Consider the following 25,172-nt stretch of genomic DNA (forward strand, 5'->3'; position numbering starts at 1 on the left):
GAGTGACATGGGTGGTTTTACATCGGCATCGGGTCGATGTCGCAGTCGCTGCGCCGCCGGGCCCTGGCCTGCTCGGTCGCCGGGTGTGGGGCGGGCTCGGCCGACCTGAGGCGCGGCTCGTCCAGGACCTGCTCCATCCGGGCCAGGGTGGCTGCGCGCAGCGCCTCGCCCTCGGCCTGCTCGCCGACGGCGATGAGGTCCAGGGAGAGATTGGCCGCGCCCACCAGCGTGGTCGGGTGGTCCTCCCCCAGCCGCGAACGGCACAGCGCCACCGTGCGCTCCCCCAGTGCGCGGGCCTCGGCCACCTGCCCCAGCGCACTGAGGTCACTCGCCAGGTTGATGGCGCAGGCCAGCACGATCGGGTGACTGTCACCGAGCCGCCCGCTCAGCGAGGCCAGCGCCGCCTCGTCCAGCTCTCTGGCTTCCGCCACCCGGCCCAGGAGCCGCAGCGTCACCGCGAGGTCCACATCCGCGGCCATGACATGGGGATGGTCCGGCCGGAAGACGGAGCGGAAACCCTCCGCGGCCTTCACCCCGCGCTCCAGCGCGCCTTCCAGGTCACCGTTGTGCCGCAGTGCCACCGACAGGGCGAGCGCGGACGTCAGGGACTCCGGGTGCGTGTCGCCGTAACGGCGGGTGAACTGGTCGAACGTCTCGCGTGCCAGGAGCAGCGCGGTCACCTGGTCGCCCTCCTTGCGGCAGGCCTCACTGAGCTGGCGCACGTTCCGCAACGTGGTGGGGTTCTCCGGCCCGAAGGTGTCGCGGTAGCCGTCGACGACGGCCTGCTGAAGGGATCGGGCGCCGACGTAGTTGCCCGTCTCGCGCACGTCGACGGCGACACTCGCCTCGGTCACCAGGGACTGCTGATGGTCACGGCCGAACAGCCGCACCTTCATCACATGGGTCTTCCGGTCGAGTTCCAGGGCGCGCTGGAAGTCGCCGACCAGCCGCAGGCTGACGCCGAGGTTGTGCGAGGTGACCAGCGTGGTGGGGTCGTCCTCGCCGAAGGCGCGCAAGGCCCGCTGATAGGCCAGCTCGTCCACCTCGGCACCGGCGATGAAGTCCCCCTGGTGCCGTCGTACCGCGGCTTCGAGGTTCAGGGCCACCAGCGCGTCCTCGCGGGTGTCCTCCTGGTCGGCCGGAGCGGTCCGGGTATAGGCGTCCTTCAGGACGGACACGACCTCGGCGGCATCGTCATGGCGCCCCACCATGAGATACAGGAAGCCCAGCCACCAGCCCATCAGCAGGGTCTGCTGGTCCTCCGGCCCGAACAGCCGCTGCCAGGTCTCCCACGCCTGCTCCGAGAACTCCAGGGCGACCGGGTGATCACCCCAGTACCACAGGTACTTGGCGACGTTCATCACGAGCTCGCGCACCCACGGCTGGTCGGACTCGATGGCCGTGGACGCGATGACATGGCCGTACAGCTCCGCATAGCGAGGCCAGTTGCCCGCCTGGTTGGGTCCCTTCGGGTCGGCGGCGGCGAGCAGTGTGTGAGCCCCATTGCGCATGCGTTTCTGTTCCTCGGGGGTCATCCGGTGGACCAGCACCGCCTGCACGAGGCGGTGCATCTCGATCGAGTTGGTCCGGTGGTCGATACGGGCGAGCGAGTAGCGGTTGATTTCCCGGATGGCGCGGGCCAGCCGCATCGGATCGTTGAGGGCCCGGTCCAGGTCGGGATCGATCTGGGAGGCTCCGAGACCAGAGAAGATCGAACGCGAGATCGGGTCCGGGGCGAAGTAGGAGCACAGCTGGAGCAGGCGCAGCGCGGTCCGGCTGCGGGTCTCCAGGTGGTCGAGGGAGACGTTCCAGGCCGCCGCGACCGGCAGCTGGTAGTCGGCGGGCGGCGAGACCGCCAGGAGTTCGCTGCGCTTGTCCTCGAACAGCCGCAGGTACTCCGAGACCGGCATCCCGGTCTCCGCCCGCCAGGCCGCCGCCTGTTCCAGGGCGAGCGGGAGGTCACCGAGGGCCTCGGCGAGACGGTCGGCGTCCTGGTCGCTGAGTTCCTCGCCGTAGGCCCTGGACCGGCGCAGCAGCTGCTTGCTCTCGTCGCGTGTGAAGACGTCCACCTCCAGGGAGGGGCCGACCACGCTCCAGCGGCGGTTGCGGGAGGTGACCAGGATGGTGCCGCTGCCGCCGGTCGGGAAGTACTCCCGCACCCGCTCCGGGCTGTCGGCGTTGTCGAAGATCAGCAGCCAGCGGGAGTACGGCCGGCCCTCGCGCAACGCCTCGCGCACCGCGGGCCCGGCGATGTTCGCCTCGGCGCTGCTGACCAGCCCGAGCCGCTGGGCGAGTTCCACCAGGGCCTGTCCGATCTGACCGGGCCGCTCGGCGGGGATCCACCAGACGACGTCGTACTCGGACTGGTGCCGGTAGGCGTACTCGATGGCCAGCTGGGTCTTGCCCACACCGCCCATGCCGTGGATCGCCTCGGGCAGCACGGTGGTCGTGCCCTCGCGCAGCCGCTCGCCCAGACGTTCGAGAAGATCCACGCGGCCGGTGAAATTCGGGTTGCGCGGGGGGATGTTGCCCCAGACCCGCGGCGTGGACTGCCCGCTGCCCACCGTCGGCTGCTGCTGCGTGGTGGTCATGGCCGTGGCTCCTCCTGAAGTGGTCCCGGCGCCCCGGGGGACTGACGCGGTCTGCGCGGGGTCGGGTGAGCCGGCGGGCCCGGATCGCCGCGGACTCTCCGTCCGGGCGGGCCTGCGGACTCCGCTGCCCTTGCGCAGGCTGACGGTATGCTGGCGGTCGTACTCGTCGATCGCCCGGGCCAGTTGTCCGGCCCGGGTGAGGAAACGCCCGGAGAGGGCGGACAGCGCGGCCAGTTCCACCCGCAGCAGGGACACATTGCGCACCGTGACGGGCGGCACCGGACCGGCGTCGGCCGGCCGGCCGGTAGCGGTCGCGGCGGGTCCGGCGGCCTCGGCGCCTTCCGCGGTGACAGCCTCGCCGTCCGCCGTCACGGCAGGCTCGCCGTCCTCGCCGTCCCCCGGCGTCGCCGCCATCAGTGACCGCACCTCGTGCAGCACCCGCACGGTGTCCCGGCGCCGGGACAGGGCCAGCAGCTCCTGGCGGATGTTGGGACCGAACGTGAAGATCACATCGGCCGCCCGGTCGGCCTCCCCGCCCGCGGGCCGCACCAGGCCGCTCATCAGCAGCTCGCTGAGGTGGGCCGGACCGGCGCCCGGTAACGAGGCGGTGACGGCCCGCATCACCTGCGGAGTCAGCGGGGCCGCAGCCAACCGGGTGGCGAGCGCGAACGCGGTGGGCGAGGCCGCCGCCCGGAACTCCGAGACGCGCTCCCACGGCGGTACGCCGCTCGCGGGATCGGGTACGTCGTCGATCCACGGCACGGCCCGCGCCGCGTCCGCCCGGCGCTTCCACTCGCGCGCGCGCAGGCCGGACGTCTCCAGCCGGCCGGCGCCGCGGCCGGTCACCAGGCCGGCCCAGCCCGCCAGCGACCGTTCGGTGAGCTCCAGGACGGGGACCGGCACCACGCCCGCCGGGTCGACGTCGTCGACGGGCTCCAGCGGCGAGGTGCGCAGCTCCCAGCGCAGCTCGGTGTTGGGTGCCCATGGCGCCCCGGCCCGCAGTCGCATCCGGCGGACGTCCAGCCCGGTACGGAACCACAGCCGTTGCGGTGGCAGCTCCAGGACCGCAAGGGGGCCCATCGCGCCCAGTTCCCGCAGCAGCGGAAGCACCGCTCCCGACCGCCAGCCCGCGGCGAGGCCGTCCGTCAGCACCAGCACCACCCGGCGGGCGGCCTTGACGGGCGGCAGATCGGCCAGCCGGACCCGGTCCGGTTCGGTGTCGTCGGAGCACAGCAGCCCGGTGACCGCCACCGGACCCAGTCCCGTCAAGTCGGCCAGGCCGCAGCTGAGTTGCTCGACCACCGAGTCCCATACCCGCATGGTGACGTGGTGGTCCACCACCAGCAGTACGGCGCAGCGCCCGGCGGCGTCGGGTGCGGCGAGCCCGCTCAGGGCTTGGCACGCCGCCTGAAGGGACACGGCGTCAGAAGTCGGTGCCATCGCTGATCGTGAGTCATCGTCACACCGCATAAGCACTCTCTGCGCGTCCAGGGGCTCTGGTCGCCGGGATGAAGGAGGGGAGGCGCATCGCGCGGGCATGCGTGACCACGCGCCCACCCTGTCAGTGGACTGTCGCAGGTGCAAGACGACAGGCCAGAAGGGGTGAGAGAAGACCGGATGAGGCGATGGAACATGGGCGCGCAGTCGTACCAGCGTGGCACCGCTCCCCCTACCGCGCAAGGGTGCCTCCGGGCCGTTTCGCCGCCCGGCCGAAAGGACGGAGACGGCCGGAAAAGGCCCTCTCGCAGGGGGGCCGAGAGGACGGTCCGGCCGGCCCGGCACGACGGCGCACAGCCCGGCCGGCGGTTCGGCCGCCCGCCCCCGAGCCGGTCCGCCCGACCGGCCGGCCCCGGCGTCCGGCCGCGCCCCGCCGCGCCAGTCCATGGCCGCCTACACCGGACCGGGCGGTGTCGGTTTGCGGTCCGGATCGTCCAGCAGGATGGCGAGGTGCCGGCCGACGTGCCCGTCCCACGCGTCCGGCCCGGCGGCCAGCGCCTCGTTGCGCCACTTGCGGACCCGGTCCTCCAGACTGCCCAGGCTCCGCTCCTCCAGTATGTCCCCGAGCGCATCCTGAAAGGCCGCGTCGGAGCAGTCGCTGCGGTGCCAGATCATCGCCGGCACCCCCGCCCGAAGCCCGGCCAGCACCTCACGCCGCCCGGCGCCCGAGTCGTCACCCGGCGGCTCGCTGAGGACCAGGCAGACCGCCTGGCGGTCCTCCTTCAGCTCACGCTCCAGGTGGAAGAAGTACGTCCCCTCCTGCACGGGGTGGCTCCAGTGGGAACGGCTGTCCGCCGGCCGTTCGCTCAACTGCCGCCACTTGGCCCGCCACGGCCGGTGCCAGGCGCCCCGCTGCAGACGCTCCAGGCTGCGCACCACCACCGGATAGTCGAGGACCAGCGGGGTCGGGGAGGGCGAGTCGGACTCCCTCGGCCACCATTCCACCGGCTCGTTCAGCAGTTCCCACGGCAGGACGAACTCCAGGAAGACCGGCTGGCGCAGATCGGCCCATCGCTCCTCGGTCTCCTCGATCAGCGCCTCGACCGCCGCCGGCAGCTCGTCCCGGCGCAGATGGATGGTCTCGCCACGTACCGGGTGCCAGCCCTCGGAGTCGGACTGGCGCCAGTGCGAGAGGTAGTAGCGGCCCGCCTCGACGCGGTCGGGCTCGAACTGGATGAGCAGATAGGCGGGCACCACGGAGGGCTCGGTCTGGAGGACCTGCGCGTGCTGCCAGTCCGCGAGCAGCGCCTCGGCGCCCAGCCGCCCCGCCTGCTCCCGGTTGAAGCGGCGCAGCCGCTCCGCCGCCTCCGTGCTGCCCTCTTCCACCAGCCACTCCGCGCACAGCGCCAGGAACGCCATGCCGGGCGCGAGTTCCCCGGGAGGTGTGTTCTGCCCGGCCAGCCGCAGGAAGACCTGCCACGCCGTACGGCACCAGGCGGGCAGCTCCTGCACCCGGGACCGGCTGGCCCGGCGGGCCGTCGCCGACAGGTCCATGGAGATCATCGGCTGCAGTACGGGGCGCAGCCCGCGCAGGTCGACCTGGAAGAAGTCGACGGCCTCCCACTCGTCCACCAGCGGCCACAGCTCCGCGACCGTCGTCGACTCCTCCTCCACGTACTCGACGGACCGCACCAGACAGGCGAGGCCGTCGCCGACCTCGGCGCAGGCCCTCGCCACGCTCAGCAGCCAGGGCCGCAGCCGGTCCCCGGTGTACGGCTCCACGCGCCGGCCCAGTTCACCGGAGAGCAGGTCGAGCCAGACCTCACGGCCGGCCGGCTGGCTCACCGTTCCCGACCGCTGCAGCGCGTCCACCATGGACACGATCAGCTCGTTGCGGACCCGTTCCAGACTGCGCTCTCCCACCCCGTTGCCTCCAGACAGCCTGCGCGGTTCCCTGACGGTGCCGACCAGGGTAAGGCCGGGCACCGGGAAAGGGCAGCAGAAGTACGGACCACCACCCCGAACGGCGCACGGCCCGCGCCTCCAGGGGCGCGCCGGGTCAGTCCTCGGGGGTGCGGACGACCGTGAGGTGCCCCGCCGGGCCACGTGACCGGCGCGGGCGGCGTACGGGTGCGGCGGGCCGGCGGTTCTCGCGCAGGACCATCGAAAGGCGCCGGTAGCCGAGGTCGCGCAGGACCTCCGGCGTCTCCTCGACGATGCGGCACTCGGTGGGGCCGCGCCGCGGGTCGGGATGGACCAGCAGCCGCACGGCCCCGTCGATCCGGGTGGCCGTCTCCCCCACGGCCCGGATCCAGTGCGGCAGGCCCTGCCGGTAGGCGGCCTCCATGAGCGGGTCCTGGGCGATGTCCCGGCGGATCGCCTGGAGTTCGTGGTCGTGACCGTACGTCTCCAGGGCGGACCTGAGATGGGCCAGCATCGGCAGGCACCAGCCCTGCTCGTGCTCGCCGAGGACGTCGCCCGCGTCCGGGTGGAAGAGGACGAACCGCAGGAAGTTGTCCCCGGGCATGGCCGGCGCATACCGGCGCACCCCGCGGAAAAGTGTCTCGAACGCGCCGTTGGCCATGACCACGTCCCAGCGGTGGTCGACGACCAGGGACGGGCAGGCGAGGGCCTCCAGCAGTACGCCGTAGTCCTGGAGATACGCCTGGGTCTCGCAGGTCTCGGGGACGGGCCGCGGTGCCGGCCGCCGCCCTCCTGCCTGATGTGCCATCGGGAGGTCACCCCTCTTGCCTCTGCCGCCTTCACGCGGCCCTGCGATCCTGCGGCCCCCGGCAAGACCGTGTCAACTATCGTGGCATTCCATGCCCGTTGACGGCCGAAATTCGCCACAGTTGTGGCGACACCTGGATGTGAGTTCGAGGCACCCGCTACTCTCCGGGAAGTTCACGGCGATCGCTCGTGAGAAGCACGGACACATCTGAAGCCCTCGAGAGACGTAGGAGTTCTGTCGGTGACGGATGGCTACGAGGATCCGGGCGCCACGGCGACCGCCCAGCTGCCGGCCGTCGTCGCCCGCGTCACCGCACTCGCCGACCGGCTCGGCGTGCCGCAGTCCGAGGTCTTCGACGTCGGGCGGCTCTCCGTGGCCTGCGGTGTGCCGGAGGCGGTGGTCAAGGCCCTGCTCAGCGGCCGGCCGGCCGGTGAACCGGACGTCCAGGCCCGCTTTCTGCAGCGCCTGGGCCTGCTGCGGCGTACGCGGCTGAAACCCAACGGCCGCAAGTACACCCAGCAGGAGATCGCCGACGGTGCGGGCATGTCCCGGCAGCAGGCCGGCGCGCTCATCAACGGCGACCGGCGGCCGACCATGGAGCACTGCGACGCGCTGCAGCGTTTCTTCCGGGTGCACGCCGGCTTCCTCACCGCCGAGGACCCCGAGGCGCTGGCCGGTGCGCTGCAGCGCACCGAGCAGGAGCTGCTGCAGAAGCTCGCCGACCGGGAGCGGGCCGCCGCCGGGGCCGACCAGGATCCGCTGGAGCGGCTGCTGCAGGACCACGGCGTGCGCGGCATAGCCTGGCGCGCCGCGCAGTTGCCCACCGACCAGCACCGGGACAAGGTCGCGGAGTGGCTCGACATGCTCCTGGAGAGCGTCAAACGACCCGAGTCGTGAGCCGGGGGAGGACTGTGGGCATCGGCAGGGACATGCGCCGGCTGTGCAACGAGCTGGCGGGCGGGCTCAGGCTGCCCGTGCCGGCACCGCCGGGAGAGCTGTACCGCGCACTGTGCGAGGCGATGAGCCGCCGCCGCGGCCGGCCGGTGCACTTCCGGGCCGCCGCGTTTCCGCCGGGCACGGCGAGCGGGCTGTGGCTGGACCTGACCGACCGCGACCTCGTCGTCGTGGAGGAACGCACCGCGCCCGACCACCAGTTGGTGATCCTCGGCCACGAGCTCTGGCACATGCAGGCCGACCACCGCGGACACCACGTCGACGCCGTCGGGGTCGCCACCCGCCTGCTGCACGACGACACCGACCATGACGCGCTCCGGGCCACGGTGCAGCGGATCGCGGCGCGGACCCGCTTCGACCTCGCGGAGGAGCGGGAGGCCGAGACCTTCGGCCTGCTGCTGGCCAGCAAGTGCCGTACCTGGCTGGCCGGTTCGGGGCGCGGTCCGGTGCAGCGGGACGACGTGGTCGGGCGCATCGAGGCGTCCCTGGGATACCACTCGGGCGCAAAGGGCTGACCCCGGGCGTTCGCCGCAGCACCCCGGGACGCCCGGCGCCCGCCGCCCGCACGTCGTCTTCGGCGCGGCTCGTCCTTTTCGCCTCCGCTGAGCGGGCGAACCGGCGCGGAGTCGAACGGCGTTGTCAGTGGCGGGCGGCAAGCTGGAGGCGTGCGCCGTACTGCGCGGCGCGCGGCGCCGCAGGGCGCATGACCGATGACGCCTACTCGGGGAGAGCCGACCGATGCCCACCGCCGTACTCACCGACCGTGAGCGCACCGCCGTACAGGCCTACCTCCGGCTGCTGCACACGGTGCGCGCCGCCTTCGACGGGCCGCCGGACGAGGCCCGGCCCGCCGTGGTACCGCCCGCCGTGCTGGCCGAGGCGGAACAGGCCCTGGCGCGCGCGGGTCTCGCGGGCAACGAGGAGGAGTTCTTCCGTCTGCTGCACCACTGGTGCCCGCCGGACTGAGCGGGCCTCCGGGGCGGAGACCGGCGCTCACCCGCCCCGGCCGGGGCTTCAGGGGTGCGGGACGATCACGGCGGTGGCGACCAGCCCGTCGCGTACGGCCCACCGGCCGTCGAAGACCTGAACCCTGCGGTCGCCGACCCGGGGCCCGGGGACGAGGAGTTCGGCGCGCAGGATGCCGTCCGCCGCGTCGCCGGTCCCCGGGTGGAGGGTGATGTCGGCCTCGGAGAAGTCCAGCCACATACGGGTGAGCGGGAACCACGCCTTGTAGACGGACTCCTTGGCGCTGAACAGGATCCGGTCCCAGTGCACGGCGGGCCGCCGCCCGGCGAGCCGGGCGAGCCGGGCGCCCTCCTCGGGCAGGAAGACGGCGGGGCCGACGCCCTCCGGGAGCGGGCCGTGCGGTTCCGCGTCGATGCCGAGTGAGGCCAGGTCGTCCGCGCGGGCCAGGGCGGCGGCGCCGTAGCCGTCGCAGTGGGTCATGCTGCCGATCAGACCGGCCGGCCAGCGCGGTGCGCCCCGCTCGCTGCTGAGCACGGGCTGCGCCGGCACGCCCAGCTTCTCCATGGCCTGCCGGGCGCAGCCGCGTACGGCCGCGAACTCGCGGCGGCGCTTGTCCACCGCGCGTTCGACGAGCACCGCCTCCCCGGGGTAGAGCGGGGCGTCCCACAGCGGATCGTCACCGTGTGCCTCCACGGCCACGACCGACTCCGGGAGCAGCTCCTCGATCACCGGTTCCGACCTCCATCGGCAGGATGCGGCGCAGCCGTCCCGGCGGTTCCGGGCGCTTGCGCCATTCGCGGGGATAGCCTACGGAGACCTCTTCGAAGCGGACTCCGTCGTGCCAGGTGGTGCGCGGGATGTGCAGATGGCCGTAGACCATCGTGGCGACGGGGAAGCGGCGGTGCCAGTCGGCGGTCAGCTCGGTGCCGCACCACATGGCGAACTCGGGATACCACAGCACCTCGGTCGGATGCCGGTGCAGCGGATAGTGGTTGACCGGTACGACCGGCAGGTCCGCGGGGAGCGCGGCGAGCCTGCGCTCGGTCTCGGCGACCCGCGCCCGGCACCAGTCGTCACGGGTCGGATAGGGGTCGGGATGCAGCAGGTACTCGTCGTTGCAGACGATGCCCGTGCCGTGCGCGTACGCCAGGCCCTCGGCCTTGGTGGCGCAGCCGGGCGGCAGGAACGAGTAGTCGTACAGCAGGAACAGCGGGGCGACGGCGACCGGGCCGCCGGGGCCCTGCCACACCGGGTAGGGGTCCTCGGGAGTGACGACGCCCAGCTCCCGGCACAGCTCGACCAGGTGTTCGTAGCGGGCGACGCCGCGCAGGGTGACGGGATCCTTCGGATGGGTCCACAGCTCGTGGTTGCCGGGCACCCACAGCACCTTGCGGAAACGGCCCGCCAGCTTCTCCAGAGCCCAGCGGATGTCGGCGACCGTCTCGGCGATGTCACCGGCCACGATCAGCCAGTCCGCGTCGCTCGTGGGCCGCATGTCCTCGACCAGGGCGCGGTTCTCCGGATAGGTGATGTGCAGGTCACTGATGGCCAGCAGCTGTCCGGCCCCGGCCGCAGACTCCACCCCGCACCCCTTCCGATCATCCTCTGCCTGCACCACAAGAACACATTCCCGGACAGCGGAGCAAGCGGCAATCCGTAACACTCGCGTTGCACGCACAGTCTCTTGAAAGCCGTATGATCGCCCCGGCATCAGCACCCCAACCTCCCTTCTGCAGGGGTTGTTTGGTGTCCCTCCTCCCTCCTGCCCGGGCACGGGCCGCTGAGCCCTGCCCGAAAACCCTGAAAGGCGGCCTGCATGCTCTCTCGCGTACGCGTCTGGCTCAACCGCACGTACGCGGAGAACGTGTTCTTCATGGATCAGCTGCGCAGAAATCCCAGCGACCGCGCCGTGGAGATCCACGCCACGCACGGGGACCCAGACTCCCCCGTGCTGGCCGCCGCCGACACCGCCGACCTGGAGCCGGAGGGCCTGTCCCCGGCCGGGTACGTCGAGTACGCCCTCGACCAGTGCGTCCGGCGCGGCATCGACGTGTTCGTGCCCCGGCTGCACCAGGCGGCGATCGTGGCGCACCGCGCGGAGTTCGCGGCGGCCGGTACGGCGCTGCTGGCGCCGACTCCCGAGGCGGTGGCCGTGTTCGAGGACAAGGCGACCGCGTACGAGGCGGTCCGCTCGGTGGGGGTCCCGGTGCCGCCGTGGTGGCGGGTCCGTACGGCGGACGAACTCCTCGCGGCGGTCGGGCAGTTGGAGGCGGCCGGGCACAAGCCGTGCGTCAAGCCGGCCGCCGGCGCCGGCGGGGTCGGCTTCCGGATGATCACCCGCGCCCCGTTCTCGCTGGCGAACCTCGCCGGGTTCCCGAGCCCGTACGTCCAGCTGGACCTGGTGGTCGAGGCGCTGCGGCGGGCGGATGAGCCGGTGGACTGGCTGGTGATGCCGCGCCTGGAGCAGCCCGAGGTGTCCGTGGACTGCCTGACCGGGCCGGACAACCGGCTGCGGCTCGCGGTGGGCCGCACCAAGAACGGCCGCCGGCGGGGCTTCACCCTGGACGAACGGTGGCTGGAACCTGCCCGGCTGATCGTGGAGGGCTTCGGGGTGCACCACCTGTCCAACATCCAGTTCCGCATGCTCGGTGACCGGCCGGTGCTGCTCGATGTGAACACGCGGCCCTCCGGGGGCTTGCACCAGCTGTCCCTGTGCGGGGTGAACGCACCCTGGGCTGCCGTGCAGTTGGCGCTGGGCGAGGATCCCGGGGAGATCGAGCCGCCGTTCCTGGGACAGGACTACACGGTGGTCTCGGGGCCGCGGCCTGTGGTGCCTGCTTCACTTCCCCGGCAGAGGGGGGCGGAGATCACCCTGCCGGCAGTGCCTGCGCAGGCGGGTTCGGCGGTGGAGGCGCTGCCGCTCTAGGCCGTAGGCCGGGTTCACCTGCTGAGCGCGCCCTCGCCGTCCCCCGGCCCTCGCTGACCCCGTCCTCGCTGTCCCCCGGTTTTCAGGACCGGGGGACATTTTTTTCCGCAGGGGGTGTATCAGAGCGGGGCCTCGCCGCTCTCCATGACAGCAACGGAAAGCCCACGGGGACCAACGGGGGAATCCACGGGGGGACGGGGGAACGGGCCGGTCGGTCGCGGTCACGGGGAGCGACCGGCCGGCCCGGTGGGCCGGAAACACGGTGCCGGCTCTCCGTCGTCCGTGCGCCCGGACCGCACGCCCTACGACCCGCTCGCCCTACGACCCGCTCGCCCGGGCCCGCCGCAGACGCAGGGTCAGGACCTGGAACGGCCGCAGCGCGACCGGGACCGAGCCGTCGGGGCACGCTTCCGCGTCGGCCAGCGGTCGCTCCAGCAGGTCGGTGACCTGGGCACCCGCCAGCGGGAACCCGGTGCGCAGCGCCCCGGCGGCCCGGCCGCCCCGGCACTCGTACAGCCGTACCACCACGTCCCCCGAGCCGTCGTCGGCGAGCTTGACCGCCTCCACCGTCAGTCCCTCGCCCTCGGCGGAGACGACCGGTTCCGGCTCGCCCGCCGAGTCCGCCACGCGCAGCGGGAGGTTGAGGGCGTAGCCCTCGGCCATCGCGTCCTCGATGCTCGCGCCGGGCAGCAGCGCGTAGGTGAAGCGGTGCCGGCCCTGGTCGGCCTCGGGGTCGGGGACGCGCGGGGCGCGGACCAGGCTGAGCCGGACCGTGGTGGTGGTGCCCCCGTCCTCGCGGACGGTACGGGAGACGTCGTGGCCGTAGGTGGAGTCGTTGATGAGGGCGACACCGTAGCCGGGTTCGGCGATGTGCACCCAGCGGTGCCCGCACACCTCGAAACGGGCCGCCTCCCAGCTGGTGTTCGTGTGGGCGGGCCGCTGGACGTGACCGAACTGGATCTCGGCGGAGGAGTGCGGGGCGCGCAGGTCGACGGGGAAGCCCGCCTTGAGGATCTTCTCCGTCTCGTGCCAGTCGATGTCCGTCTCGATGTCGATGCGGGCGCTGCCGGCCCGGACCGTGATCGTCTGGGTGATCCGGGATCCCCTGCCGAAGGAGCGGACCACCCGGATCGCGCCGACCAGAGGGGTGTCCTCGACCACGGCGACCGAGTCGGGCTCCAGCAGGTCGGTGTACCGGTTCCTGTAGTGCTTGTCGATGTCCCAGGCGTCCCAGCAGTTGGGCAGGTCCGTGTGCAGGCGAAGCAGATTGCCCTGGCCGGCGAGGACTTCACGGTCCGACCGTAGATCGCGTACGGACGACAGTGTTCCGTCGTCCGCCACCTGTACACGGACGATCCCGTTGTCCAGGGTCCGTCCGGAGACCGTGACCGGGTGCGGGGGTTCGGCCGCGGTGAGGGGCGCGGAGCCGTTCGCCGGCACCCGCACATACACCGGTGCGCCCCCGGGAGGACGGACCACCTCGGCGCGCGGGCGCGGGCCGGCGTTGAACACACGGGGCCCGCCGGCACCCAGCGCGGCGATCGCCTCGCCCGTGAGCAGCTGCAGCTCCTCGGCGACCCGGGCGTATGCGGCCTCGGCCTCGCGGTGCACCCAGGCGATGGAGGAGCCGGGCAGGATGTCGTGGAACTGGTGCAGCAGGACCGTCTTCCACAGGCGGTCCAGCGTCTCGTACGGGTAGGCGTAGCCCGGCGCGTGCAGGGCGGCCGTGGTGGCCCACAACTCGGTCTCCCGGAGGAGGTGTTCACTGCGCCGGTTGCCCTGCTTGGTGCGGGCCTGGGTGGTGTAGGTGGCGCGGTGCAGCTCCAGGTACAGCTCGCCCGCCCAGACCGGTGCGTCCGGGTATTCCTCGCGTGCCTTGGCGAAGAACGCGTCGGGGTGTTCGATCTCGACCTTCGCCGAGCCCTCCAGGTTCTTCAGGCGGCGGGCGCGTTCCATGATCTCGCGGGTGGGGCCGCCTCCGCCGTCGCCCCAGCCGAAGGGGGCGAGGGAGCGGGTGCCGCCGCCCTTCTCGGCGTAGTTGCGGACGGCCCGGGCCAGTTCCTCGCCGCTGAAGCGGGCGTTGTAGGTGTCGATGGGCGGGAAGTGGGTGAAGATGCGGGTGCCGTCGATGCCCTCCCACCAGAAGGTGTGGTGGGGGAAGGTGTTGGTCTGGTTCCAGGAGATCTTCTGGGTGAGGAACCACTCGTTGCCGGCGAGCCTGGCCAGCTGCGGGTAGGCCGCCGTGTAGCCGAAGGAGTCCGGCAGCCATACGCCCTTGGTCTCGATGCCGAAGTGGTCCAGGAAGAACCGCTTGCCGTGCACGAGCTGGCGGACGAGGGCCTCACCGCCGGGCAGGTTGCCGTCGGCCTCCACCCACAGGCCGCCGACGGGCGCCCACTGGCCCTTCGTCACGGCTTCCTTGATCCGCTCCCACACCTGCGGGTAGTGGTCGCGCACCCACGCGTACTGCTGGGCCTGGGAGCAGGCGAAGACGAACTCCTCGTACTCGTCGGCGAGCGCGGTGACATTGGAGAACGTCCGGGCCGTCTTGCGCTTGGTCTCGCGGATCGGCCACAGCCAGGCGGTGTCGATGTGCGCGTGGCCGACGCCGGAGAGGATGTGGGCGCTGGCGTGGGCGGGCTTGGCGAGCACCGGGCGCAGGGCCTCGCGCACGGCGGGGGCCGAGCCGGAGACGTCGTCCAGGTCGAGCAGGTCCATGGCCCGGTCGAGGGCGTGCGCGATCTCGTGCCGGCGCGGGTCGTGCTCGCCCAGTTCCGCCATGAGTTCGCGCAGCACCTGGAGGTCGAGGTCGAGGTGCCAGACCTGCTCGTCGAGTACGGCGAGATCGGCGCGGCGGAATGTGTACAGGGGACGGTCGCCTGCCGTCCGTACATCGCCGAGCGGGGTCGGTCCGGCGAAGCCGTTCGCGAGGATGTCCGGGTTGGAGGCAGCCTCCACCAGGTACTCGACCGTCTCCCCGCCCGCCGCCGGGCGCGCCACCGGCACATACTGGTTGAGCGGGTTGACCGCCTTGAGCGGGGTGCCGTCGGTGCGGTGGACGAGCGCCTCGGCCTGGTTGCCCGGCCAGTCCCCGACGAAGCCGAGGTCGATGACCGACTCCACCCGCCGGCCGGCCCACTCGGCCGGCACCCGGCCGCGCATCCGGAACCAGGTCGTCCCCCATGGCGGTCCCCACGGCATGTCCTTCACGAAGGGCGCGTACGGAGCGGCCGCGGCCTCCTCGAAAGGAACCGGTTCCCCGGGGGCCTGCCAGGCTTCCACCTCCAGGGGGACGGCGGCGGCGTAGATCGCGGGCCTGATGCGCTGGTGGTGGAGGCGTTCGGTGCGCTCCTCGATCCGGCGGCGTTCGTCGTGCATGGCGGCCTCCCAAGGACGTCGGCGAAAGCAGAAAACGCTGGGAACACAGAGGACGCAGGGAACGCAGGGGACGCTCGGCGGGCAGGACGGGGCGGAGACGCTTACTTCAGGTATGCCAAGCCAGGATGGACCTCGGTGTACGCCTCGACCAGCCTGCGGGCCACATTGACCGAGTCGACCAGCGGGTGCAGCGCGAAGGCCTTCACGGCCGTCTGCCGGGATCCGGAGTCTGCGGCGGCGAGCACCTCGCGCTCGACGGCCTTGACGGAGCAGACCAGTCCGGTGGCGTGACCGGGCAGCGGCGCGACCGCGACCGGATGGGCGCCGCCCGCGTCGACCAGGCAGGGGACCTCGATGACGGCATCGGCGTCGAGCGCCGACAGGGTGCTCCTGTTGCGCACGTTCAGGATCAGCGTCGTCCGCTCGTTGCGGGCGATGGCCCGCATCAACGCCAGCGCCACCTTCTCGTAGCCGCCGGACAGGTCGTCGGCCTCGCGCTCCCCCGCGCCGGCGCTCTCCCGGTTCTCGGCCATGTAGGTGGCCTCGCGTTCGGCGCGGGTGCGGTTCCACACGTCCAGCGCGGACCGGTCCGTGCGCAGGGCCTCCGCGTAGAAACGGGCCTGCTGGTCGCGCAGGAAGGCACCCCGGGTCCGCTCGGCCTCCTGGTAGGCGCGCACGGTTTCCCGGTTGAAGTAGTAGTAGTGCAGGTACTCGTTGGGGATCGCGCCGAGCGACTGCAGCCAGTCGGCCCCGAACAGCCTTCCCTCCTCGAAGGAGCCGAGCAGGGCGGGATCGGCGAGCAGGCGTGGGAGTTCGTCGCGTCCGGCGACGCGCAGGCCGCGTACCCAGCCGAGGTGATTGAGGCCGACGTAGTCGACGAAGGCCTGCGCCGGGTCGGCGCCGAGGACGCGGGCGATACGGCGGCCGAGGCCGACGGGAGAGTCGCAGATACCGATGACGCGGTCGCCGAGGTGCCGGGACATGGCCTCGGTGACCAGGCCGGCGGGATTGGTGAAGTTGATGACCCAGGCGTCCGGGGCGAGGCGGGCCACCCGCCGGGCGATGTCGACGGCGACGGGGACGGTGCGCAGACCGTAGGCGATGCCGCCCGCGCCGACGGTCTCCTGGCCGAGCACCCCTTCGGCGAGCGCCACCCGCTCGTCGTCGGCGCGGCCCTCCAGGCCGCCGACGCGGATCGCGGAGAAGACGAAGTCGGCACCGGTGAGCGCCTGGTCGAGGTCGGTGGTGGCGGTCACCCGGGGCGCGTCGGGGAGGCCGGCGGCTTGGGCATCCAGTACACGGGTTACTGCATACAGTCGACGGTCGTCCAGGTCGTGCAGGACGACCTCGGTGACCCGGCCTTCGGCGCGGTCGGTCAGCAGGGCACCGTACACGAGCGGCACGCGGAATCCGCCGCCGCCCAGAATCGTCAGCTTCACGTCTGCACCCTTCCCGGAACGTCCGACCCGCCACCTCGACGCCCGCTTCCCGGAGCGCGGACCGGGTGGCCGGCCTCACCGACGCGCCCCGTCACCGGCCCGTCCCTCACCGATACACCCAGGAGGGGATTCCGAGCACCCGCTGCTCGGCCGCGGGGTTCCCCGCGTACCGGGCGTGCGCGCGGTGGCCGAGTACGATGCCCGCCTGCTCGCTCGTCGCGTACCTGGGGGAACGTGACATGCCGTCATCGTAGTGGTGCGGGACCCGACGCCGGAACGCCGGACGAAGCCGCTCCCCACAGGGGCACCCCGGATCACTCCCAGCGGCCCGGACAACCGGCGGCGCCCGCGGACCACCGCACGGCCACCGGGTCCGCCCCGGATCTTCAACGCAGCTTCATGCAGCTGTCCCGGGACCACGGCACTGTGCACCGTGTGAGCGACGGAAGACCGGCCGGGCGCAGCGGCGCCCGGCCGTACGAGCACCTGGAGTGCCGGGGTCCGGTGCGCATCCGGTGCCATCGGCACGAGGGGATCGTGCTCGTCAACGACCATGCCGTCCGGGGCCTCGGCCGCCTGGCGGCGACCTGGAAACTGGTGCGGTCCGACGGCCGGATCCTGACCGCTCCCGCCCGCCTGCCCGATCTGAGGCCGGGCGAGACGGCAGCCGTACTCCCGCCGTTCCCGCTGCCGCGGGACGGCGGCGAGGCGTGGCTGACGCTTCGGGTGGTGACGGCGGTGGACGAGCCGTGGGCACCGCGCGGTACGGAGCTGTGCGCGCCGCGGATCCGGCTGCGGACGGCGTCCCCGGCCGCCGGGCGAGCCGATGCCGGCAGTGACGTACGGCCGTCCCGTCCGGCCGCGGCCGGGAACCACCACCGGAACCGGCCCCTGCGCGCCTTGTGACCCGGCCCCTCCTCCCCGGCTCCCCGCACCCACCTGGGCGACCTCACACAGAACACGGGGCCCAGGAGGAATGCGCCGCGATCGGTGAGGCGTTCGGGCCGCCGGACCGACGGGGCGTCGGCCACCGAGGGCACCGTCACCGACTGGGCCGGGAGACGCCGCTGGAGACCTGGTGGCACCTCGCGGTCGTGAACGACGGCAGCCACACGATCCGGTACGTCGAGGGCTGCCCCGTCGTCCGCGAAGATGGCGCACCGTCTTCGGACCTCGCAGGATCAGCCCGGGAAGGGTCCGTGAGGCTGTGCCATGCCCATCGTTCCCGCCGGGGCCCTGCGGCGGCCCGATCGTGCGAGGAGCACACCGGCGATCAGGAGTACCAGCCCCGCGCCGGCGGCCACGAGGCCCGTCATCCACAGCCCCTGCTCCAGCGGCGCATGCCTGGTCTTCGGGGTTCCGTCCGGAGTCGCCAGGTGCTCCCTGCCGTGGTACGTCACCGGAGCGGTCCTGTCCTCGGGGGGCGAGGCGGCGGCCTTCACCGCCGCGGCGGCGTCGATCGGTCCGTAGCCGAGCCGGGCGCTGCCGCCCCCCGCGGGGCGATGTGCGGTGGCGATCAGGACGTCGTTCACCTGCGCCGGGGTCAGTTTCGGGTTCTTGCCGTACATGAGCGCCACGACCCCGGCGGCCAGCGCGCACGCCGGTGAGGTGCCGTTGATCTTCAGGTAGCCGCCGGTGTTCTTCGCACTGACGATGCCGACGCCGGGTGCGGCCACATCGTTGTAGGTGTGCACGGTGGAGAAGCCGGCGCGCCCACCGCCCGGCTGAGTGGCGGCCACCGCGATCACGCCCGGGTATCCGGCCGGGTAGGAGTTGTCGTTGAGTTTGTCGCCCGAGTTGCCGGCCGACGCCAGCAGCGTCACCCCCTTGCGGAGGGCATAGGCCACGGCCTCGGTCTCTTCGTCGTCGTAGGTGCTGAAACCGTCCGCGCTGCCGAACGACATGGAGATCACGTCGGCGCCGTGGTCGGCCGCGTAGCGGATGCCTTGCGCGGCCGGGCTCCTGCCGCCCTTGCGGAGATGTTCCAAGTCCTTCGCGGCGGTCTTCTCGTCGTCCTTGTCGGAGGTGACGCGCACGGCGAGGATCCTGGCTCCGGGGGCCACCTTGAGGACGTCCGAGGCCATGGCCGTACCGTGCCCTCCCCAGTCCGGGTCCCCCGGCCGCAGCCCGTCCTGGCGGTAGTCGGGGCCGGTCGTCACCCTGCCCTTCAGGGCCGGGTGGCCGGCCACCACGCCGCTGTCGAGGACCGCGACCGTCACTCCTTCGCCCTTGCTCTGCTGCTGCGCCGCGGACAGGCCGAGTGCGCCCCCTTCCCACCCGACCGGTGCCGCCGCCTGTGCGGGGGCGGCGGCCAGAGTGCACAGCAGACCGGTGAGGGCGACCGCGGTGCAGGTGGCGCGTATCGTCTTGAGCTTCACTGCGGGTCTCACCTTGCCAGGTTCAGGATGTGGGCGTGGAACGTCTCGCTGAGCGCCTTGGCCTCGTCCATCCAGGGCTGTCTGTCCGCGTCGTTCCCCTCGAAGCCGCTGGGCAGGGTGGACGAGGCGCGCCCGTCGACGGCGCCCGTGGTGACGGCGACGGCGTAGGGGAAGTCGTCTCCCAGGCCGGTGCCGCCCATGCCGTTGCGCCTGCGCTCCTGCCACTTCGCCGCGAGCGTCCCCGGTACCCGCAACGGGACCACCGCGGCGTCGGGAACGTCCGCCGACTGCTGGTCGTCGAGATACTCGCCCATCTCCTGTGCGGCGGTTCCGCCCTTGGGCAGCACGATGACCGCGACGGTGGCGACCATTTCCCCGGTGAGATCGACGTACGTGGCGCGCAGTACGGCCTTGCAGCCGAGCCGCTGGGCGGTCTTGCGCGTCTCTCCGCTGAGACCGGCGGAGCACGAGGTGTCCTCGGAGACGCCCATCCGGCTCCACTGCGCAACGTTCTTGTCCGAGGCCTGGTGGGTGTAGTCGGGCGGTTCGCCGATGGTCGCAGGGAAGAGACGGCCGACGGTCTCGTCGCGCCACAGCACCGGCCCGTAGGCGTCGGAGTTGGGCACCGACTGCCGGCTGTTGCCGTACGCGTGCGCCGCCAGTGCTCCGCCGCCGAGCATGCCGAGTACACCGAACACGCCGAGCAGACTGCCCAGGACCTTCCGGGCGGTGCGTCCTGAGCCCGCGGGGGCCGCCGGCGGCCCGGGCACGGGATGTGCGGGCGCGGGGTAGGCACCGTACGGTGAGGGCCCCGCGTGGGCCGGAGCGGCAATCGGGGGTGCCGTCGGCATGGGCGGCGGCACCGGGGCCGGGCCCTGCCACTGTGGTTGCGGCTGCCAACCGCCGTGCGAGGGCGGCTGCCCATACGGATGGCCGCTTCCCGGCGGCGGGGGGTAAGACATGGGTGGTTCCCTCTCACAGGTCAATCTGCGAGGGAGCACGATGCCTGGTCCGGCTCACGTGGCAGAGCACACACCTCGAACGACCTGCACACCAGGATGCAGCGAGGCACAACTTCAGCCACCCGCGCACCTCTTCGGCGCCCCCGCGAATCTGACGACAGCTTATGACCTTCGCAGACGCAAGGCGTGTGCCGCTCGTGGAGTTCGTATAACGATCTCATCCCTTCGCCACGGCACCTGCTGGGCCCTTCACCCAGTGAACTCATCTGCGGGGGCGTCGACTTTCCTTGCTTCAAGCCTTGACGACCGCAGAGAGGGGGAGCACATTGGCGGCACGGTGAGAGCGCTCTCAAAATGCTCGGCGAGCGCCCGCCGAGGGCTCCCCGCACAACTCCCCGTACCCGAGAGGCCTCCCCCATGAGCGATTGCTCCGGCATACCCGGAATCCACCGCCGCCGGCGCCCCCTGCGGCGCGCGCTCGTCGCCGTCGCCGCGACGCTCGGCCTGGCCGCGGCCGTCGCCACGGCGGCCTCCGCACCGGCGAACGCCACCGCCCCCGCCCCTCCCTCGGGCTGGACCCAGGTCTTCCTGGACGACTTCGACGGCGCGGCCGGCTCCGGCGTGAACACCGCCGACTGGCAGTACGACACCGGCACTTCGTACCCGGGCGGCGCCGCGAACTGGGGTACCGGCGAGGTCGAGACGATGACGTCGAGCACGAACAACGTGGCGCTGGACGGCAAGGGCGATCTGCTCATCACGCCGCGCCGGGACGCCTCCGGCAACTGGACCTCCGGGCGGATCGAGACCACCCGCACCGACTTCCAGCCCCCGGCCGGCGGCAAGCTGCGCGTCGAGGCCCGGATCCGGATGCCCGATGTGACCGGTGACGCGGCCGCCGGCTACTGGCCGGCGTTCTGGATGCTGGGCGCACCGTACCGCGGCAACTACCAGAACTGGCCGAGCGTCGGCGAGCTGGACATCATGGAGAACGTCCAGGGCCTGAACAAGACGTGGGCCACCGTGCACTGCGGCACCAACCCCGGCGGCCCGTGCAACGAGACGACGGGCCTCGGCAACTCGACCGCGTGTCCGAACACCACCTGCCAGTCGGGCTTTCACACCTACACGATGGAGTGGGACCGCTCGGTGAGCCCGGAGGCGATCCGCTTCGCCGTCGACGGCGTGACCTACCAGACGGTCACGGCGAACCAGGTGGACGCGACGACCTGGGCCAACGCCACGAACCACGGCTTCTTCGTCATCCTGAACGTGGCGATGGGCGGCGGCTTCCCGGGGGCGTTCGGTGGCGGCCCGACCGGCGCGACGGAGCCCGGCCACCCCATGGCCGTCGACTATGTGCAGGTCCTGCAGTCCTCGGGCGACGGCGGTGGCACCACTCCCCCGCCGTCCGGCAACCGCGACGCCTACAGCACCGTCCAGGCCGAGTCCTACGACAGCCAGTCCGGCCTCGGCACCGAGACCACCACGGACACCGGAGGCGGTCAGGACATCGGCTGGATCGCGAACGGCGACTGGGCGCTGTACAAGGGCGTGAACTTCGGCTCGACACCGGCCAGGCAGTTCTACGCGCGCGTGGCGAGCGGGGCGGCGTCCGGGGTGAGCGGGCTGGTGGAGGTGCGACTGGACAGCCGTGGCAACGCACCCATCGGCAGCTTCGCGGTGGGCAGCACCGGCGGCTGGCAGACGTGGAAGACGGTGCCGGCCAACATCAGCGCGGTGACCGGCACCCATGACGTCTATCTGACCTTCTCCAGCGGCCAGTCCGCGGACTTCGTGAACATGAACTGGTTCGACTTCGGTCACTGACCTGGAACGGCCGTACGGCCCTGGAGCCGGCACCAGGACGGCCCGGTGCTCGCCCCAGCGCGGTGACACCGGCGGCCCGCGAAGCTGAACGGGTCCGCCGGGGGCGGCAACTGGCCGCCGGCGGCTGCCGGCGCAGCACGAGCAGCACGGCCGGGGCACCCTGGTCCGGGCCGAGAAGCCGTACACCGTCGCGGGCCGTGGCGGCCGGTGGGGCGGGGGCGCCCCGGCCCGCGCCTTCGCGCCCGGACGGCGTACGCCGACAGAACAGGCCGTCACCGCCCACACGGAGCACTGCCGGACGGCTCTGCGCAGGAACGGCGTGAACGCACGGGTCGTCGATGTGGGCGCCGCCGACCACCACGGCTCCCGGCACCTGGGGGCCGACGCCGCGGCCACGCCGCCGATCGTCCGCTGGTTCGGGGAAATGGCCCGCAGTTGAGCCGAACACGGTGCGCGGCGGAAGGTTCAGCGCAGCTCCGCCCGGAACGCCACCGGCGTCTGCCCGGTGTGCAGATGGAAGAACTTGGTGAAGTTCGCCGCGTCGGGAAAGCCCACCGCTGCCCCGACGCGGCCGATCGGCATGTCGGTGTGGGCGAGGAGGCGCTTGGCCTCCAGGACGACGCGTTTGTCGATGAACCCCTTGGGGGTCTCACCGGTGGCGGCACGGACGGCGCGGACGAGGGTGCGGCGGGAGTACCCGAGTGCGTCGGCGTAGGCGCTGACGCTGTGGTTGGTGGCGAAGCCGTGCTCGACGGCGTCCCGGAAGCGGGTGAAGGTGCTGTCCGTCTGCTGCCGGGTGACCTCCGCCGAGCTGGCCGCGAGATGCGCGAGGCGCAGCAGGAACGCGGTGAGGGTGTGTCTGAGGACGGCGGTGTGCAGGCTGAGCGGCAGCGTGGCCGTGTCCTGGTACTCGCGGCGCAGCTGGTCGAGGGAGGCCTTGAGGGCGATGAGCCGGTCCGGGGCGGGGTGCAGCAGGGGCGGGAGGTCGTAGCGGTACAGGCCGGTGGCCTCGACGGTGGCCCGGGGCAGAAAGCCGGGCTGCATGGTCAGGACGGTTCCGCGGTACACGGTCTCGCGGGAGAAACGGTGGACCTGTCCGGGGCGGATCCAGAGCAGGTCGCCGGCACCCGCCTCGTACTCGGCGAAGTCGATCATGTGCCGTACGGGGCCGTCGGTGAACAGCATGACGACGTGGAAGTCGATGCGGTGGACGCGGTGCAGGGGGGCGTCGGCGTGCCAGGTGCGGTCGGTTCCCATGGGGCCGATCTGCATGCCGACGCCGCCGACGGCCAGTTCGGCCGGGAAGGGAAAGGTTCGGATGCCGTCGCCGTCAGCCTGAGAGGTTCCGTCCGTCATGTCCTTTTCGTGCCGTCCCTGTCGCGCGCTCGCTGTCCCAGATTCACCACAGGCTGACACACCCCGACCTTTCCTCGAAAAAGTCAGACTTTTAAGTTTGAACGCGTCAGGCCAGCAATCCCGTACTGAACGAGGACTTCTTGAAGATGACCACGCAGACTCCCGACGGATTCGAGTGGACCGACCTCGACCGGCGTGCTGTGGACACCGCCCGTCTTCTGGCGGCTGACGCGGTCCAAAAGGTGGGCAACGGCCACCCGGGCACCGCGATGAGCCTGGCACCTGCCGCATACACGATCTTTCAGAAGGTGATGCGTCACGATCCCGCCGACCCCGAGTGGACCGGCCGGGACCGTTTCGTCCTCTCCCCCGGCCACACCTCGCTGACCCTCTACACGCAGCTGTTCCTCTCCGGGTACGAGCTGGGGCTGGACGACCTGAAGGCATTCCGGACCCAGGGCTCCAGGACACCGGGGCACCCCGAGTACGGGCACACCGCCGGCGTCGAGACCACCACCGGCCCGCTCGGCCAGGGGGTCGCCAACGCGGTCGGCATGGCGATGGCGGCCCGCTACGAGCGCGGCCTGTTCGACCCGGACGCGCCGCAGGGCGAGTCCCCCTTCGACCACACCGTCTGGGCGATCGTCTCCGACGGCGACCTGGAGGAGGGCGTCTCCGCCGAGGCCTCCTCGCTCGCCGGTCACCAAAGGCTCGGCAACCTCGTCCTCCTGTACGACGACAACCACATCTCCATCGAGGGCGACACCGCAACCGCGTTCTCCGAGGACGTGCTGAAGCGGTACGAGGCCTACGGCTGGCACACCCAGCGCATCGAGCCCGCCGCCGACGGCGACATCGACGTGGCCGCCCTGCACACGGCCCTGAAGGCCGCGCAGGCCGAGACCGAGCGGCCCTCGATCATCGCGATGCGCACGATCATCGCCTGGCCGGCCCCGAACGCGCAGAACACCGAGGCCGCGCACGGCTCGGCGCTGGGCGCGGAGGAGATCGCGGCCACCAAGCGCGTCCTCGGCTTCGACCCCGGGCAGGCCTTCCAGGTCGAGGAGGCGGTGCTCAAGCACACGCGCCGGGCGCTGGACCGGGGTGCCGAGGCGCACGCGGCCTGGGACAAGCGGATCGCCGAGTGGCGTGCCGCCGACGCCGAGCGAGCCGCCCTCTTCGACCGGATCGCCAAGGGCGAGCTGCCCGAGGGCTGGGAGAGGAACATCCCGGTGTTCGAGGAGGGCAGGTCGGTCGCCACCCGCGCCGCCTCCGGCAAGGTGCTCCAGGCGCTCGGCCCGGTGATCCCCGAGCTGTGGGGCGGCTCCGCCGACCTGGCGGGGTCCAACAACACCACCATCGACAAGACCAGCTCGTTCCTGCCCGAGGGCAACCCGCTGCCCGAGGCCGACCCGTACGGCCGAACCGTCCACTTCGGCATCCGCGAGTTCTCGATGGCCGCGGAGATGAACGGCATCGCCCTGCACGGCAACACCCGCATCTACGGCGGCACCTTCCTCGTCTTCTCCGACTACATGCGCAACGCCGTGCGGATGTCGGCGCTCATGCAGCTGCCGGTGACGTACGTGTGGACGCACGACTCCATCGGCCTGGGCGAGGACGGCCCCACCCACCAGCCCGTCGAGCACCTCGCCTCGCTGCGCGCCATCCCGGGCCTGAACATCGTCCGCCCGGCCGACGCCAACGAGACCGCGATCGCCTGGGCCGAGATCCTGAAGAGGCACGCCACCAGCCCCGCCCCGCACGGGCTCGCGCTCACCCGCCAGGGCGTGCCGGTGTACGCGCCGAACGAGGACGCGGCCAAGGGCGGCTATGTGCTGCGCGAGTCGTCGACCGAGGCCCCGGAGGTGATTGTCATCGCGACGGGCTCCGAGGTGCAGCTGGCCGTGGCCGCGCGGGAGCAGCTGGAGGCCGAGGGGATCGGCACGCGCGTGGTGTCCATGCCGTCGGTGGAGTGGTTCGAGGAGCAGCCGCGCGAGTACCGCGAGCGGGTGCTGCCGCCGGCCGTGAAGGCCCGGGTCGCCGTCGAGGCCGGGATCGCTCTGACCTGGTACCGGTTCGTGGGCGACGCGGGACGCATCGTCTCCCTTGAGCACTTCGGCGCTTCCGCCGACGCGAAGACCCTGTTCACCGAGTTCGGCTTCACCCCCGAGAACGTCGCCGCCGCGGCCCGCGAGTCGCTCGCCGCCGTGCGCGCCTGACA

18 protein-coding genes are annotated in these 25,172 nt (G+C 72.1%); 7 read left to right on the forward strand and 11 right to left on the reverse strand.

What is annotated here, in order from left to right; all coding sequences use genetic code 11:
* Positions 1–17: 17 nt before the first annotated feature.
* The 3 genes from fxsT to ACZ41I_RS11415 form a co-directional block, all read right to left on the reverse strand.
* Positions 18–4,031 carry an FxSxx-COOH system tetratricopeptide repeat protein gene (fxsT, locus tag ACZ41I_RS11405; RefSeq protein ID WP_468513927.1) on the reverse strand — a complete coding sequence of 1,338 codons (4,014 nt, stop codon included), beginning with the start codon at positions 4,029–4,031 and terminating at the stop codon, positions 18–20.
* 450 nt (positions 4,032–4,481) lie between these two features.
* Complete coding sequence (locus ACZ41I_RS11410) at positions 4,482–5,951, reverse strand: VMAP-C domain-containing protein (RefSeq protein WP_468513928.1); 1,470 nt, start codon at positions 5,949–5,951, stop codon at positions 4,482–4,484.
* Between the two features lie 136 nt (positions 5,952–6,087).
* On the reverse strand, positions 6,088–6,759 hold the full coding sequence (locus ACZ41I_RS11415) for an MmyB family transcriptional regulator (RefSeq protein WP_399765862.1): 672 nt from the start codon (positions 6,757–6,759) through the stop codon (positions 6,088–6,090).
* 240 nt (positions 6,760–6,999) lie between these two features.
* Between ACZ41I_RS11415 and ACZ41I_RS11420 the strand changes: the two genes are divergently transcribed.
* From ACZ41I_RS11420 to ACZ41I_RS11430, 3 genes are all read left to right on the forward strand, one after another.
* Entirely contained in the window at positions 7,000–7,656 is a 657-nt protein-coding gene (locus tag ACZ41I_RS11420) for a helix-turn-helix domain-containing protein (protein WP_363218484.1), read from the forward strand.
* Positions 7,657–7,670: 14 nt separating this feature from the next.
* Positions 7,671–8,228 (forward strand): toxin-antitoxin system, toxin component, encoded by a 558-nt coding sequence (locus tag ACZ41I_RS11425; protein WP_399765866.1) that lies wholly within the window; start codon positions 7,671–7,673, stop codon positions 8,226–8,228.
* Positions 8,229–8,451: 223 nt separating this feature from the next.
* Positions 8,452–8,679 carry a hypothetical protein gene (locus ACZ41I_RS11430; protein WP_363218486.1) on the forward strand — a complete coding sequence of 76 codons (228 nt, stop codon included), beginning with the start codon at positions 8,452–8,454 and terminating at the stop codon, positions 8,677–8,679.
* A 48-nt stretch (positions 8,680–8,727) separates the two neighbouring features.
* Here the strand turns inward: ACZ41I_RS11430 and ACZ41I_RS11435 are convergent, their stop codons facing one another.
* Together ACZ41I_RS11435 and ACZ41I_RS11440 are read right to left on the reverse strand one after the other, a co-directional pair.
* A complete protein-coding gene (locus ACZ41I_RS11435) occupies positions 8,728–9,408 on the reverse strand; it encodes a 4'-phosphopantetheinyl transferase family protein (protein WP_468513929.1) in 681 nt (226 codons plus the stop codon).
* A complete protein-coding gene (locus ACZ41I_RS11440) occupies positions 9,356–10,261 on the reverse strand; it encodes a metallophosphoesterase family protein (RefSeq protein WP_363218488.1) in 906 nt (301 codons plus the stop codon). Before ACZ41I_RS11440 ends, ACZ41I_RS11435 begins: the two co-directional genes overlap by 53 nt.
* A 234-nt stretch (positions 10,262–10,495) precedes the next feature.
* Here ACZ41I_RS11440 and ACZ41I_RS11445 point away from each other — a divergent pair, with 234 nt between their 5' ends.
* Positions 10,496–11,605: an ATP-grasp domain-containing protein gene (locus ACZ41I_RS11445; RefSeq protein ID WP_399765871.1), complete on the forward strand. Its 1,110-nt coding sequence runs from the start codon at positions 10,496–10,498 to the stop codon at positions 11,603–11,605.
* A gap of 318 nt (positions 11,606–11,923) precedes the next feature.
* Here ACZ41I_RS11445 and ACZ41I_RS11450 read toward each other — a convergent pair whose 3' ends face one another.
* The 3 genes from ACZ41I_RS11450 to ACZ41I_RS11460 form a co-directional block, all read right to left on the reverse strand.
* The gene (locus tag ACZ41I_RS11450; RefSeq protein ID WP_468513930.1) at positions 11,924–14,983 is read right to left on the reverse strand and encodes a glycoside hydrolase family 38 N-terminal domain-containing protein; all 3,060 of its coding nucleotides are present in this window, start codon (positions 14,981–14,983) and stop codon (positions 11,924–11,926) included.
* Positions 14,984–15,084: 101 nt separating this feature from the next.
* Complete coding sequence (locus tag ACZ41I_RS11455) at positions 15,085–16,422, reverse strand: 6-phospho-beta-glucosidase (protein WP_363218491.1); 1,338 nt, start codon at positions 16,420–16,422, stop codon at positions 15,085–15,087.
* Between the two features lie 106 nt (positions 16,423–16,528).
* Entirely contained in the window at positions 16,529–16,663 is a 135-nt protein-coding gene (locus ACZ41I_RS11460) for a hypothetical protein (protein ID WP_468319081.1), read from the reverse strand.
* A 194-nt stretch (positions 16,664–16,857) separates the two neighbouring features.
* Here ACZ41I_RS11460 and ACZ41I_RS11465 point away from each other — a divergent pair, with 194 nt between their 5' ends.
* Positions 16,858–17,328, forward strand: coding sequence for a DUF4981 domain-containing protein (locus ACZ41I_RS11465; RefSeq protein WP_468513931.1), 471 nt, complete (start codon positions 16,858–16,860; stop codon positions 17,326–17,328).
* 275 nt (positions 17,329–17,603) lie between these two features.
* Here ACZ41I_RS11465 and ACZ41I_RS11470 read toward each other — a convergent pair whose 3' ends face one another.
* Both ACZ41I_RS11470 and ACZ41I_RS11475 read right to left on the reverse strand, forming a co-directional pair.
* Positions 17,604–18,800, reverse strand: coding sequence for a S8 family peptidase (locus ACZ41I_RS11470; RefSeq protein WP_468513932.1), 1,197 nt, complete (start codon positions 18,798–18,800; stop codon positions 17,604–17,606).
* A gap of 8 nt (positions 18,801–18,808) precedes the next feature.
* Complete coding sequence (locus ACZ41I_RS11475; RefSeq protein WP_363218494.1) at positions 18,809–19,498, reverse strand: hypothetical protein; 690 nt, start codon at positions 19,496–19,498, stop codon at positions 18,809–18,811.
* A 681-nt stretch (positions 19,499–20,179) separates the two neighbouring features.
* Between ACZ41I_RS11475 and ACZ41I_RS11480 the strand changes: the two genes are divergently transcribed.
* On the forward strand, positions 20,180–21,592 hold the full coding sequence (locus ACZ41I_RS11480; RefSeq protein WP_468513933.1) for a glycoside hydrolase family 16 protein: 1,413 nt from the start codon (positions 20,180–20,182) through the stop codon (positions 21,590–21,592).
* Positions 21,593–22,057: 465 nt separating this feature from the next.
* Here the strand turns inward: ACZ41I_RS11480 and ACZ41I_RS11485 are convergent, their stop codons facing one another.
* A complete protein-coding gene (locus ACZ41I_RS11485; protein WP_399765884.1) occupies positions 22,058–22,948 on the reverse strand; it encodes a helix-turn-helix domain-containing protein in 891 nt (296 codons plus the stop codon).
* A gap of 146 nt (positions 22,949–23,094) precedes the next feature.
* Between ACZ41I_RS11485 and tkt the strand changes: the two genes are divergently transcribed.
* Positions 23,095–25,170 carry a transketolase gene (gene tkt, locus ACZ41I_RS11490; RefSeq protein ID WP_468513934.1) on the forward strand — a complete coding sequence of 692 codons (2,076 nt, stop codon included), beginning with the start codon at positions 23,095–23,097 and terminating at the stop codon, positions 25,168–25,170.
* The last annotated feature ends 2 nt before the right edge of the window (positions 25,171–25,172 follow it).

The sequence above is a fragment of the Streptomyces sp. NPDC030799 genome, assembly GCF_055572255.1.